Below are 13,874 nucleotides of genomic sequence, written 5' to 3' on the forward strand. Positions count from 1 at the left end.
GTTCGGGGGCATCGTCCTACTGGTTCAGACGGTTGTCGTCACGCCAGGTCGAAGCGGTCCAGCTCCATGACCTTGGTCCAGGCGGCCACGAAGTCGTTGACGAACTTCTGCTTGGAGTCGTCCTCGGCGTACACCTCGGCCAGGGCCCGCAGCTGCGAGTTGGAGCCGAACACCAGGTCGACGCGCGAACCGGTCCACACGGTCTTGCCGGTGGCGCGGTCCTTGCCCTCGTAGGTGCCGTCGTCGGCGGACGACGGGCCCCACTTGGTGGACATGTCGAGCAGGTTCACGAAGAAATCCGTGGTGAGCGCACCCGGCTTGTCGGTGAACACGCCCAGCTGCGAACCCTGGTAGTTCGCACCCAGCACACGCAGACCACCGATGAGCACGGTCATCTCCGGCGCCGACAGGGTCAGCAGGTTGGCCTTGTCGAGCAGCAGGTACTCCGCCGGGATGCGGGTGCCCTTGCCGACGTAGTTGCGGAAACCATCGGCGGCCGGCTCGAGCGCGGAGAAGGACTCCACGTCGGTCAGCTCCTGGGTGGCGTCGCCGCGGCCCGCCCGGAACGGCACCTCGACGTCGAAGCCGGCGGCCTTGGCGCCCTGCTCGACGCCGACGTTACCGGCCAGCACCACCAGGTCGGCGAAGGAGACCGGCTTGCCGAAGGACTCCTGGATGCCCTCGAGCACCCGGATGACCTGCGCCAGCTCGTCGGGCTGGTTGACCTCCCACCCGGCCTGCGGCTGCAGGCGGATGCGGCCGCCGTTGACGCCGCCGCGCATGTCCGAGCCGCGGAACGACGAGGCCGCCGCCCACGCGGTCGACACCAGCTGCGCCACGGTCAGACCCGACTCCGCGATCTTGGCCTTCAGCGCCGCGACATCGGCGGCGTCGATGAGCTCGTGCTCGACGGCCGGGATCGGGTCCTGCCACAGCAGGGTCTCGGCCGGCACCTCGGGGCCCAGGTAGCGGACCTTGGGACCCATGTCGCGGTGGATCAGCTTGTACCAGGCCTTGGCGAACTCCTCGGCCAGCTCTTCGGGGTGGTCGAGCCAGCGGCGGGTGATCTGCTCGTAGACCGGGTCGAACCGCAGCGACAGGTCGGTGGTCAGCATGGTCGGCAGGCGCTTCTTGGTCCCGTCGAACGCGTCGGGGATGATCGCCTCGGCGTTCTTGGCGACATACTGGTGCGCACCGGCGGGCGACTTGGACAGCTCCCACTCGTAGCCGTAGAGGGTCTCCAGGAAGGAGTTGTCCCACTGGGTCGGGGTGGGGGTCCAGGTGACCTCGATGCCGGAGGTGATGGCGTCCTTGCCGACACCGGTACCGAAGGTGGACTTCCAGCCCAGGCCCTGCTGTTCGAGCGGGGCGGCCTCGGGCTCGGGGCCGACATTGTCGGCCGGGCCCGCACCGTGGGTCTTACCGAAGGTGTGGCCACCCACGATGAGCGCCGCGGTCTCGACGTCGTTCATGGCCATCCGGCGGAAGGTCTCGCGGATGTCCACGGCCGCGGCCAGCGGATCCGGGTTGCCGTTGGGGCCTTCGGGATTGACGTAGATCAGACCCATCTGGACCGCGGCCAGCGGGTTCTCGAGGTCACGCTCGCCGGTGTAGCGGGCGTCGCCGAGCCACTCGGTCTCCGGACCCCAGTACACGTCCTGCTCGGGCTCCCACTGGTCGACGCGGCCGCCGCCGAAGCCGAACGTCTTCAAGCCCATGTCCTCGAGGGCGACATTGCCGGCGTAGACGATGAGGTCGGCCCACGACAGCTTCTTGCCGTACTTCTTCTTCACCGGCCACAGCAGACGCCGCGCCTTGTCGAGGGAGGCGTTGTCGGGCCACGAGTTCAGCGGAGCGAAACGCTGCATACCGGCACCGGCTCCACCGCGGCCGTCGTTGATGCGGTAGGTGCCCGCGGCGTGCCAGGACATGCGGATGAAGAACGGGCCGTAGTGGCCGAAATCGGCCGGCCACCAGTCCTGCGAGGTGCGCATGACCTCGACGATGTCCTGCTTGACCGCGGCCAGGTCCAGGGTCTTGAACTCGGCGGCGTAGTCGTAACCCTCGTCCATGGGGTTGGCGACGGCCGGGTTCTTCTGCAGGATGCTCAGGTTCAGCTGGTTGGGCCACCACTGACGGTTGGCGTTACCGCCCTCGGCCGGGTCGTTGAGCCGGCCGTGAACGACGGGGCAGCCACCGGCGGGTTCGGTATTGGCTTCACCGATGGGCGGGTGTTCTTCAGGCACGGTGTGTCCTTTCAGTGAGTGATCATCTGCGTGATCATCTGGCTGTCGGCCACGATTGTGACCGCTACTTGTCTTGTGTCGCAGTAGTTTTCGAGCATTCGGGGCACAGGCCCCAGTAGATGACCTCGGCCTCGTCGAGCGCGAAACCGTTGTCGTCGGACGCGGTCAGGCAGGGCGCGTCGCCCACGGCGCAGTCGACATCGGCGATCACGCCGCACGACCGGCACACCACATGGTGATGGTTGTCCCCGACGCGCGTCTCGTACAGCGCCACGGACCCCATCGGCTGAATGCGGCGAATCAGCCCCGCGCTGGTCAGGGCCTTCAATACGTCGTACACCGCCTGATGTGAAACCCCACCCAGCGTCTCGCGCACGAACCCCAGGATCGAGTCCGTATCCGAGTGCGGGTGTGTGTGCACCGCGGTCAGCACCGCCAGCCGCGGTGCGGTCACACGCAAAGCGGCCCCGCGCAACATGCGCTCGAAATCCGTAGGCGTGGGCACAACCCGAAGTCTGCCCCTTTTTCTGGAATCAATCAAGTCTTTGGGTCGGATCGGCGCCCAAAAAATGATCCCGGCGCCGACCGGCGACACCACCGCCGGCGACCCGGCCCGGGAGCCACGGGCGGGTGCAGCCCCTACCATCGAGCGATGATCACCCGCGACGAGATCCTCACCCGCTCCACCGCCAACCGGTACCCGCTGGTGACCATCGCGGAGTTCTTCGAGGGCAACACCCTCGAAGACTCCATCGCCCCCAACCAGTACGGCGAAGGCCGCCCCGGCCTTGCCGAGATCGCGGCGCGCCTCACCACTCTCGACGCCGACCCCGCCGTCGCCTGGATCCGGGTGCAACTGCACGAGGAGATGTTCGACGACGATCACGACGGCATCGCGGCGGAATCGGTGGCGATCTGTACGTCATTGCTGCCCAGCGACATCGACAAGCGACTCGACGTGGGGGAGTTGTGCGCGGAACCAGTATGGGAGGGCTGGTCCTACGACGAGGACACCTACTGCGGCATCCCCGCCATACCCGACGGTCACCGCGTCCTCACCCTCGTCTGGGACTGACCATCGCCCCCGCGCCCCGGGCGGCCTCCCGGTACATCGGCGAATTCATCAGCGGCACCGGCGCATTCGAAGGCCGCGGGCGGTTCGAAACCCTACTGACCGCTGGTACACGCAGCCTTTGCCGGCGACGGCCGGGGAGGTATCCCGGTCTGCCCTACTTGACATAATGTTGATTATCGGCGCGGTTACGGCGCGGCAGTTGATCTTGAAACCCGCCATGTGGCCACGCTGTTGTCCGATCCGGAAAGAGTTGCGTGTGGTCCGCCGAGGGTGCGTGCGCTCCGGATTGGGTGGATAAATCGGGAAAACCTGCGTGTACGGCGGATTATCCAATGCCTTCTGCATAGTTATGCGTCGACATGTTTGTGTCACTGTGACGTATGTGACCGTTGGTGCATGTGTGACTTCGTCCGTGACGTGCAGGTCTTTCCGGATTTCGGTCCACCGCGTTGTGTCCTGGGGGTTTTGCTTCTCCGTGGCGTGCAGGTCTTTTCCGGACGGTGTGTGGCGGGATCGTGCGTGTCGGGTTGGCCGGCTCCTGGACTCGCATGTCTTTCCCGGATTGTCCGGAGTTTGGACTGCTCCCCTGGGTTCCTTTGTGTTGCAACAGTTTTCGCCGATAAATAATTATGTCAAGTTAAGGTATCGGCCCCGCCCGCATGGCTCTGCCGCCCATTGACACGTTTCGGCCGGGCCCCTTACTTGACTGTTGGGCTTGCCGATGAATATGTGCGTACGTGAACTATTCCCAGTGCGCGTTGTGCGCAGTCAGGACCTACGCCGGCGGCGGAGTCCGTGATCCAGCGCGGCGGGCGGCATCACGGGCTATCGCCTCGCGATGCGCATGCCGGAACTTCCTGCCCATCAACACTACGAAGACCACCCCCACGGCCATCACGCTAGCGGCACCGCTATGGGTCACAGTGCCGACCACTCCTCCGACCACGAACAGACCGACTGCCGCCAGAAACCAACTCACCGGAACCAATTCCGATCCCCCTCCGTACCTTCAGATTTCGCTGCCGAGCGATCCTAGCCGACGTTCAAGCATTCTCGGCGCGCCAGAAGTATCGCGGACCACGATCTCCCCGTCCAGTACCAGGCATCGTGCCCGTCCGAGGCCTCGAGCACCGCTGCGGCGACATCCGGGTAGGTGCCGGTGATCTCGTGGAACGAGCGGCTCCCGATGCAGCAAAACCTGGCTTCGCACAGGATCAGGGCGGCGACGCTGCACATTCCGGCTCCCATGCTCGCGACGCCTGCAGGCGCCTATCGGCGGACCCGGTCTCCCGGCGAACGATTCCGGTCAACGAATGGGGCCGGCGCATCAAGCGCGCCGATGTGTGGAGCCCGGCGCGGCACCCGCAGCCGCTGCCCCCCCTTTCCGTTCGGGTGGTTCGCTCTTTCGACTCCGGCGATACAGCGCTCTATGCAGTGTGCGGCTCTGTGTGGTGTGCGGCTCCGTGTGGTGTGCGATGGTCGCGCGTCGAGTAGCGGCTGCGCATGGAGGTGCTGGCCGCGGGACCTGCCGTGAAGACGTACGCGTTGCTGTCGTCCAGGCGGCGGCCCGTCTTGGCATCGACGACGACGGGCTCGACCTCCTCGCCGCTGTTCGCGTCGACCAGGATCATGCTGCGCTCGCCAGCGGCGAGTCGGGAGTTGCCCCAGGCGGCGAGGGCGACGAGGACGGGGCGCAGGGATCGGCCCAGGTCGGTGAGTAAGTACTCGTGACGTTCGGGATTGGTCTGGTACGGGCGGCGTTCCAGCAGGCCATCCGCAACCAAGGCTTTCAGCCGGGCGGTGAGCATGCTCGAGGAGATACCGAGGTTCTCCAGGAACTGGTCGAAGCGGGTGTAACCGTCGAAGGCATCATGCAGGATCAGCAGTGTCCACCACTCGCCGACATGCGCCACCGTCGTGGACAGCGGACACTCCCGGTCTTCCAGCCTGATCCGGCTCGGCATGGACACCATCCCCTCGGTCACTGCTAGAGTAGAAGTTAGTAACTTCTACTCTAGCAGTAACTAAGAGGCGCCGTCCTCGGGACGTGCCCGGATCGGAGATCCCATGGCCGAATTCCTCAGCGAGTCCCTCGACGGCCGACGAGCGTTGGTCACCGGCGGGACCAAGGGTGTCGGCGCGGCCATCGCTCAGCGCCTCACTCAGGCCGGCGCGACGGTACTCGTCACCTCCCGCAACCGACCCATCGACGTCGAGGACAAGTTGTTCATCGCGGCCGACCTGTCCACGGCCGAGGGCGCCGCCCACGTGGTCGCCGAGGTCGACGATCGCATGGGCGGCGTCGACATCTTGGTCAATAGCCTTGGCGGATCCGAAGCGCCCGCCGGTGGATTCGCCGCGTTGAGCGATGAGGTGTGGGCGACGGAACTCAGCACGAACCTGATGGCCGCCGTCCGCCTCGACCGCGGTCTGCTGCCCGCCATGCTCGCCGCGGGTCACGGCGTGATCGTGCATGTCACCTCGATCCAGCGTCGCCTGCCGCTATGGAACGGCACTCTGGCCTACGCCGCCGCCAAGGCCGCGCTCACCACCTACAGCAAGGGCCTGGCCAACGAGGTCGCCCCACGCGGCGTTCGCGTCAACACCGTCTCGCCCGGCTTCACCCAGACAGCAGCCGCCGAGAACCTGATCGCCCGAATCGCCCAGGAGGCCAACATCACTCACGATGCCGCTCTGGGCCGACTCATGGACTCCCTCGGCGGCATCCCGCTGGGCCGCCCCAACCGACCCGAGGAGGTCGCCGAACTCGTCGCCTTCCTGGCCTCCGACCGCGCCTCGGCCATCGTTGGCGCCGAGTACGTCATCGACGGCGGCACAACCCCGACCATCTGACCACGAAACCCAAGGGAACCCTCATGGCCACCAATTGGCCCCAAACCATCCCCCCGCAGGCACTACCCGAGGTGATCAACCGGTACCTCACCGCGCACCGTGCCCACGACAGCGCCACCGCGTGCTCCACCTTCACCCCCGATGCCACGGTGGTCGACGACGGGAACAGCTACGACGGCAGCGCGGCCATCGAAGAGTGGCTGGACCGGTCCGCCACCGAGTTCACCTACACCATCGAACTCGCAGCGGCCCAACGGTTGGACGCCACCCATTACATGGCTACCCAGCACCTCGAGGGCGACTTCCCCGGCGGCACCATCGACCTGCGTTACCGCTTCACCCTTCGCGGCGACCTGATCGAACACCTCGTCATCGCACCCTGAGACGCGCAGCATCCAGCGAGCACTGCCGGAACTGATCACCGAGTCCGAGCCCGTCAAGGGTGGCCCGAATGAAGAAATGCCATCGAAGATGCAACTCGCGGCAGCAAACTACGAGCTCAGTGACGTGGATGCGGCATTCGACTGGTTCGGCGAGGCGTAAGCGATTGGAGCGTTGGGCTGACCAGGAGCACAGCCGATGAACACACGGCACATCGACTACGACACCGCCGAAGGAGCCGACGTCCTCATCGTGGGCGCCGGAGCATCCGGCGGGGTGGCAGCACTCGAGTTGGCCGGCAGAGGCCTCGGGGTCGTGTGTCTGGAACAGGGCGAATGGAACCTGCCCGACGACTTCACCGGCGACAAACCGTCGTGGGAGCTCACCCGTCTGAAGCAGTGGAACGCCAGCCCGAATGTGCGTCGGAACCCGGCCGACTATCCGGTCGATGCCACCGAGAGCCCGGTGGAACCGCTGATGTTCAACGGGGTCGGCGGCAGCACGATCCTGTTCTCCGGGCACTGGGTCCGGGCGATGCCGTCGGATTTCCGCGTCAGGACACTCGACGGCGTGGCCGCGGACTGGCCGTTCACCTATGAGGATCTGCGACCGTTCTACGACGAGGTCACCCACCATATCGGCGCGTCTGGGCTGGAAGGCGACCCCGCCTATCCGGATCCGCACACCTTTCCGCTGCCGCCGCTGCCGATCGGCAAATACGGGCTGGTCGCGGCCAAAGGGATGGACAAGCTGGGCTGGCACTGGTGGCCGGCACCGAATGCCATCGCGTCGCGCGACTTCAAGAACCGCCCGGCCTGTCTGCGCTACGGCGCGTGTGAATCCGGATGCCCCACCGGAGCCAAGGCCAGCACCGACCTCACACACTGGCGTGAGGCGATCGCGCTGGGCGCGGTGCTGATCACCGGTGCCCGGGTCAGCCGGCTCACCGTGAACGAGCGCGGCCTTGTCACCGGCGCCGAGTACATCGACCGCGACGGGAACCTGCGACACCAGGCGGCCCGGGTGACCGTGATGGCCGCGAACGGTGTGGGCACACCGCGCCTGCTGCTGAACTCGACCTCGTCGCTTTTCCCCGACGGCCTCGCCAACTCCTCCGGGCTGGTAGGCAAGCGTCTGATGACGCACCCGTACGCCTCGGTATTCGGCGCCTACGACGAAGAGCTCGAAACCTGGCTCGGCCCAGCAGGACAGGCGCTGCAGTCGATGCAGTTCTACGAGACCGACACCGACCGCGGTTTCGTGCGGGGAGCGAAGTGGAACCTGATGCCGACCGGTGGCCCGCTCGCCCACGCCCTGTGGGAGCGGGGCCAGGACTGGCGTGGCGGTTTCGGACCCGCCTTCCACAGCCGCCTCGAGCGCACGTTCGGGCGCTACACCGAATGGGGTATCACCACCGAAGACCTGCCCGACGAGCACAACGCGGTCGTGCTGGCCCCGGACGTCACGGACTCCGACGGGATCCCGGCCGCGAAAATCCGCTACATCATCGGTGAGAACTGTGAGCGGATGCTCACATTCAACGTGGAGCGGGCGATCGAGGCGCATCAGGCCGCCGGGGCTGTCGAAGTCCACCCGATCCCGGTGGTACGCCACAGCGCCTGGCATCTGCTCGGCACGGCCACCATGGGCACCGACCCCGCCACCTCCGTCGTCGATCAGTGGGGTCGGGCACACGACGTACCCAACTTGTTCATCATCGACGGCAGCGTCTTCGTCACCTCCACGGGCGTGAACCCGACCGCGACGATCATGGCGATTGCTCTGCGCTCGATGCGGCACCTCGCCGAAACCCGCCACAGCATCCAGACCGCGTTCTAAGGACAGCACGATGCTCGATTCCGACCAGCGCCGCACCTTCGCGCTTCTCGCCGACACACTGATTCCCGCGTCCGGCTCCATGCCCTCGGCGAGCGCCGCCGGAGTACCCGACGCGTTGCTCGACCAGGTTCTCGGCTACCGGCCTGATATCGCGGAGGCATTCGCCGCCGCCGTCGCCTCGTGCACCGGCAAGGACCCCGAAGCCGCTCTCGATGAGCTCGCCGCGCACAGGCCCGATCAGTTCGAGGCGCTGACGGTGCTGACGGCAGGCGCGTACTTCCTCAGTCCCGCCGTGAAGGCCGCCATGCCCTATGCCGCGGCACCGCGTCCGGTCCGTGACGACATGGATTCCTACGTCGATCTGCTCGCCGGCGTTGTCGAGCGCGGCTTCGTCATCCGCTGATCAAGCCCGGCCGAAACCTGCCCCGGGGTCCTGCGAAAGGCAACACCAGTGAGTGAAAATCACAGCGGGCGTGAGGAATTTGTCTCCACCATCGAATCGGCCACTATTCAACCGATCCCGGCCGAGCAGCGCCACGGGCGCAGCCGGGACATGTTCACGATCTGGTTCGGAACCAACATCATGATCCTGGCGATCGTCACCGGGGCGTTGTCGACGACCCGCTTCGGGCAGCCCGCCTGGTCGGCCGCGCTGGCGATCATCGCGGGAAACCTCTTCGGTGCGATCTTCATGGCGCTGCACTCTGCTCAGGGGCCGCGGCTGGGTGTTCCGCAGATGGTGCAGACCAAGGGCCAATTCGGTTCGCTGGGATCGATTCTCATCGTCGGAGTCGTCGTCTGCATGTATCTCGGGTTCTTCGTCTCGATTCTTGTCTTCGGCGGGCAGTCCCTCGCGTCAGCGATACCGTTCCTGGGCGACGAGGCCGGCATCGTGGTGCTCGCGGCGATCAGCGTCTGCGCGGCCATCTGGGGTTACACCCTGATCCACGCCTACGCGCGCATCATGACGTGGGCGTCGGGGCTGGTGCTGCTGATGGCGTTCGTCTGGGTGTTCGCCGTCCACTCGGTGCCCGCTCACTTCTTCAGCACGGGCATCGCGACGCCGGCCGGCTTCCTGAGCACCTTCGGGGCGTGTGCGGTGTGGCAGATCGCCTATGCCCCATACGTTTCCGACTATTCGCGCTACCTGCCGACGAAGACGGGCTCGAGGCCGGCGTTCTGGATGAGCTACTGGGGCACCTGCATCGGCTCGATCCTGCCGATGTTCCTCGGGGCAGGTGTCGGATTGCTGCTCCCCCACACCGACCCGGTTGTCGCCCTGACCCAGGCCACCGCGGGGATCAGCGTCGTGGTGGTTGTGGTCTTCAGCATCGGAGTCGCCGCGACGAACGCGATGAACCTGTACTGCGGCACGCTGTGCACGGTCACGATGGCGCAGACGATCTTTCCGCGCTTCACTCCACGCGGTCGCGAACGTGCTCTGGTCGCCACCGGACTGGGCGTGCTGGCCACGAGTGTCGCGCTCACCGCGGGCAGCGACTTCGTCGCCACCTACAAGAACTTCCTGGTTCTGCTGCTGGGTGCGCTGGTCCCGTGGACCGCCGTGAATCTGGTGGACTACTACCTGGTCCGGCATGGGGATTACGTCGTCGACGATTTCTACAAGCGCGACGGCGGTCGCTACGGCCGGGTCAACTGGCCCGCGGTCTGTTGCTACCTCATCGGCGTCGCTGTGCAACTCCCGTTCATGATCATCGGGACCGCCTTCCTCGGACCGATCGCCACAATGCTCGGCAACACAGACATCTCGTTCATCGTCGGATTGGCTGTCGTGTCACCGCTCTACTACTTCACAGCCACAGCTCTTGCCCGCCGCAGGAATCGTTCCGTCGCACGTGACGCCTCGGCGACGCGACCGAACCGGGCGCAGAAAGTACAGGCGAATAATCATGGCATCGACTGAAATTGGGCGATTCACCGTTCGGCGTCCCTCTCCGGACCAGATCCCGGTCGCTGACGTGCCGCCCGCAGGCCACTTCATCGGCGGATCGTTTGTCCAGGGCTCGTCCACGGAAGTCATCGACGTCCTCGATCCGACCACGGAAGAGATCCTCGGATCCGTCCCGGCGGGAACCATCGACGATGTCGATTCGGCGGTGGAGGCGGCCCTCGCGGCTCATGATCAACCACAGCGCGTGAGCCCTGGATACGAGGTGGGAAGTCGATGCGTCGCCGGCCGGCCAGACAACGCCCGAACATCGATCATGTGAACTCAGGGTGGTCCCGCACCTGCTGCGACCCACCTCGCGATCTGAACCCGCGAGGTGAAACCCAGCTTCGTCAGGATGTGCTCGACGTGCCCCTCCGCAGTGCGCCGTGAGATCATCAGTCGACCAGCGATTGCGCTGTTGGTGAGGCCATCGGCTACCAGTTCGGCGATCTGCTGCTCACGTTTGGTGAGGATCGACGCCGCTCGGTCGGCCAGCGATGGCGGGTCTTCTTCGAGGCCGAAGGCAGCGGCCACCGCGAAACTCATCGCACGGCCCTGCTCGCGGGCTTTCTCGAATTCTCGTGTTCCGAGAGTCTCCTGTGCGCGGCGCTCGCATGCCTGGTGATAGGTGGCCAGGTTGGGGAACAGGATGGAGGAGCTGCCCGCGGCCCGGCCCAGTGCTTCGGCCGCGCCCATCAACACCGAGGCGCGGCGGACATCGTCGCGATCGGAAGTGATCCATGCGAGAGCTTCCAGACTGGTCGCGGCGATGAGTGGATCATCTACCGAGCGCGCATGACGAAGGCTCTGCTTCACCAGGTCCGTGGCTCGGTCGAGCGCACCCTGCCTCCAGACGGCCGTGCCCAGTGCCCACAACAGCCAGGAGCGAAACGACGTCTCTCCTCCGCGAGAGTCCGCGAATGCCAGCGTCTGCTCGTGACAGGCGACCGCGCGCCGCAGATCCCCACCGAGTTGGTATGCCCACCCCAGCAATAGGGAAGAGTCCATTCGCAAGACGGGATCACTACAGCCTGTGACCAGTTCCGCGGCCTCCTCCAGGCGGGCGACGGCATGGCCGAGATCGTCGCTGACCAGCGCGGTGTAACCGTCCGCGACGGCCACCCAGGTGGCGATCTCCGGGCCGGCCATCTGCCTGGCCAGCCCCCTGAGTTCCGCCACCCGCGCTGTCGCCGCGGCCAGGTCGGCCTGCGCCGCGGCCAGCATCCCGGCCGAGTACAGCGCCTTGGCGCGATCTCGACCTTGTCCGACGACGGAGTGGGCCAGAGTTCGGTCGAGCCAGCTGCGGCCCTCGGTGATGCGGCCACCCATGTACCAGAACGAAAACAGAGCTGCCGCGATCCTCATGCCGCCGGCGCCGGTCTCGTCGAACTCCATTGCCTTGCGCAGATTCGGCAGTTCCTGCTTCAGGCGAGAATCCCACTCGAGTTGGCGGGGACTGATCCACTCGGCCTCCGCGTCGAACGCCAACCGCTCATACCAATCCCGATGCCGGCGACCGATCTCCCGGTCCTCACCTGCCTCCTCGAGCTTTGTCCTGCCGTAGTTCTGCACTGTGCCGAGCATCCGAAACCTGACCGCGCCACCGGATTCCTCCCGGATCAGGATCGACTTGTCCACCAACGCGAACAATGCGTCGAGCAGGTCGGGGTCGGGTGCGGCGCTGCCGCACACCTGTTCAGCCGCGTCGAGGTCGAAGCCGTGAGCGAAGATCGACAGTTGCGACCACAGCTGCTGTTCGCGTGGTGTGCACAGGTCGTAACTCCAGCCGATGCACCACCACAGAGTCTGCTGGCGTGTCGGGACATCCCGATTGCCCGCTGTGAGCAGGGTGTACCGGTCGTCGAGCCGTCGGAGGATCTGATCGACGGACAGCACGCGCAACCGGGCGGTGGCCAGCTCGATCGCCAATGGCAAACCGTCGAGCCGGGCACAAATCCGGGCTACGGCAAGCCGGTTGTCTCGAGTCAGCTCGAACCCGGGCACTACCGCGGCCGCTCGTTCGACGAACAATTCCACCGCATCGTATCGGGACACTTCTCCCAGCGTGGGCATGCTGGACGGGTCCGGAAAACCCAGTGGCGTCACCGGCAGCACGGATTCGCCGCCGATTCCGAGGACCTCGCGGCTGGTGGCCAAGATCGACAGGTCCACGCAGGCACGCAGCAGCGACTCCGCGAGGTACGCGACCGCCTCCACCAGGTGCTCGCAGTTGTCGAGCACCAGCAAAAGTTTGCGTGTCGAGAGGAACTCGACCAGTACCTCCCTCGTCGGCCTGTCGGCCAGGTTCCGTACGCCGACCGAAGCAGCCACAATGTCGTCCACCAACTCTGGGTCGTCGATGTCGCCGAACTCGACCAATCTGACCCCGTCTGCATAACTGCGGCGCAACTTGCTCGCCGCCCGCGCCGCGAGCCGCGTCTTGCCGACCCCACCGATGCCCGTCAAAGTAACCAGACGCGATTCCGACAGCGCCTTCTTCACCTCGGACAGTTGTGCCTTCCGACCGACAAAGCTGGTCAGTTCCAACCGAAGGGCACCCGTATCCCCTCTGCGACGACCTTGTCCTCGCGCCGGTACGTGCGCTTTCGGCACGTTGTCGGGTTCACCGCGGATGGTCATCTCATCGACGGCGTAACCATGGTCGCGCTGGATCTGCTGCAGCTGCTTACCGAGGGCGAGAGCGGAGGGGCGCTGCGCCGGGTCGCGGTCCATCGCGGTCTCGATTGCCGCGCACACATCGTCGGGGATCCCGCCGGTGCGCAGATCCGGCACCGGATCGGTGGTGATCCGCAGAAACTGCGCAACGACCTGTTCGCCGCTGCGGCGTTCGAAAGCGGCATGTCCGGTGAGCGCGCAGAACAACGTGCTTCCCAGCCCGTACACGTCCGACGCCAGATTGGGCGGATGGCCGTCGAGAACCTCGGGAGCAGCAAACGCCGGCGACGCTGTGACCGTTCCCGTCGTGGTCTCGAATCCGCCGGCGATACGGGCGATGCCGAAATCGCTCAACGCCGGCTCCCCGTATTCGGTGAACAGGATATTCGCCGGTTTGACGTCACGGTGCACGATACCGAGCCGGTGCGCCGTCTCGAGCGCTCCGGCCACCTTGATCCCGAGCCGCAGCACCTCCTGCACAGAGAGCGGACCGTCCCTGCGGATCCGGTCCTCGAGGGATCCGCGCTCGTGGCACTGCATCACCAAATACGGTCTCCCAGGCGAGATCTCGCCGATCTGCAGGACTCCGACGATGTTCGGGTGGCCGGTCAGTCGCCCCATCGCGCGTTGCTCCCGCAGAAATCGCGCTCTGCTTTCCTCGTCCGGTTCAGCGGTGGTGAGCACCTTCACCGCGACGACGCGATCCAAGTCGCGCTGAACGCAGCGGCAGACCACGCCGAACCCGCCCCGCCCGATCTCCTCGGCGTCCTCGAATCCCGCCGAACTCAGCTCCGCGACCGGTGTGGCCGCCACATCCCGGCGTGTTCTGAGGGGGTCATCCTCGACCATGTGG

At 65.9% G+C, this 13,874-nt stretch carries 11 protein-coding genes; 7 read left to right on the plus strand and 4 right to left on the minus strand.

Annotation, left to right across the window (positions count from 1 at the left end; all coding sequences use genetic code 11):
• Positions 1-38: 38 nt before the first annotated feature.
• Positions 39-2,246, minus strand: coding sequence for a catalase/peroxidase HPI (gene katG / locus ACFXKA_RS34110; RefSeq protein ID WP_379430451.1), 2,208 nt, complete (start codon positions 2,244-2,246; stop codon positions 39-41).
• Between the two features lie 64 nt (positions 2,247-2,310).
• Complete coding sequence (locus tag ACFXKA_RS34115; RefSeq protein WP_379381392.1) at positions 2,311-2,724, minus strand: Fur family transcriptional regulator; 414 nt, start codon at positions 2,722-2,724, stop codon at positions 2,311-2,313.
• A gap of 174 nt (positions 2,725-2,898) precedes the next feature.
• Between ACFXKA_RS34115 and ACFXKA_RS34120 the strand changes: the two genes are divergently transcribed.
• Positions 2,899-3,321 (plus strand): hypothetical protein, encoded by a 423-nt coding sequence (locus ACFXKA_RS34120; protein WP_379430452.1) that lies wholly within the window; start codon positions 2,899-2,901, stop codon positions 3,319-3,321.
• Between the two features lie 1,427 nt (positions 3,322-4,748).
• Here the strand turns inward: ACFXKA_RS34120 and ACFXKA_RS34125 are convergent.
• A complete protein-coding gene (locus ACFXKA_RS34125; protein ID WP_379430453.1) occupies positions 4,749-5,306 on the minus strand; it encodes a winged helix-turn-helix transcriptional regulator in 558 nt (185 codons plus the stop codon).
• Positions 5,307-5,388: 82 nt separating this feature from the next.
• Between ACFXKA_RS34125 and ACFXKA_RS34130 the strand changes: the two genes are divergently transcribed.
• The 6 genes from ACFXKA_RS34130 to ACFXKA_RS34155 all read left to right on the plus strand — a co-directional run bounded on the left by ACFXKA_RS34130 (position 5,389) and on the right by ACFXKA_RS34155 (position 10,625).
• The gene (locus ACFXKA_RS34130; RefSeq protein ID WP_379430454.1) at positions 5,389-6,174 is read left to right on the plus strand and encodes an SDR family oxidoreductase; all 786 of its coding nucleotides are present in this window, start codon (positions 5,389-5,391) and stop codon (positions 6,172-6,174) included.
• A 23-nt stretch (positions 6,175-6,197) separates the two neighbouring features.
• Positions 6,198-6,557, plus strand: a complete 360-nt coding sequence (locus ACFXKA_RS34135) for a nuclear transport factor 2 family protein (RefSeq protein WP_379430455.1) — start codon at positions 6,198-6,200, stop codon at positions 6,555-6,557.
• 196 nt (positions 6,558-6,753) lie between these two features.
• Positions 6,754-8,394, plus strand: coding sequence for a GMC family oxidoreductase (locus ACFXKA_RS34140; protein WP_379430456.1), 1,641 nt, complete (start codon positions 6,754-6,756; stop codon positions 8,392-8,394).
• A 10-nt stretch (positions 8,395-8,404) separates the two neighbouring features.
• Positions 8,405-8,797: a hypothetical protein gene (locus ACFXKA_RS34145; RefSeq protein WP_354832378.1), complete on the plus strand. Its 393-nt coding sequence runs from the start codon at positions 8,405-8,407 to the stop codon at positions 8,795-8,797.
• A gap of 48 nt (positions 8,798-8,845) precedes the next feature.
• On the plus strand, positions 8,846-10,318 hold the full coding sequence (locus tag ACFXKA_RS34150; RefSeq protein ID WP_379430457.1) for a purine-cytosine permease family protein: 1,473 nt from the start codon (positions 8,846-8,848) through the stop codon (positions 10,316-10,318).
• Positions 10,305-10,625, plus strand: coding sequence for an aldehyde dehydrogenase family protein (locus tag ACFXKA_RS34155; RefSeq protein WP_379430458.1), 321 nt, complete (start codon positions 10,305-10,307; stop codon positions 10,623-10,625). Before ACFXKA_RS34150 ends, ACFXKA_RS34155 begins: the two co-directional genes overlap by 14 nt.
• Before the next feature lie 2 nt (positions 10,626-10,627).
• On the opposite strand, the gene ACFXKA_RS34160 is transcribed toward ACFXKA_RS34155, so the two are convergent.
• Positions 10,628-13,870 (minus strand): protein kinase, encoded by a 3,243-nt coding sequence (locus ACFXKA_RS34160; RefSeq protein WP_379430459.1) that lies wholly within the window; start codon positions 13,868-13,870, stop codon positions 10,628-10,630.
• Between the last annotated feature and the right edge of the window lie 4 nt (positions 13,871-13,874).

The sequence above is a fragment of the Nocardia sp. NPDC059228 genome, from assembly GCF_042754245.1.
In the GTDB taxonomy this organism is placed as follows: domain Bacteria; phylum Actinomycetota; class Actinomycetes; order Mycobacteriales; family Mycobacteriaceae; genus Nocardia.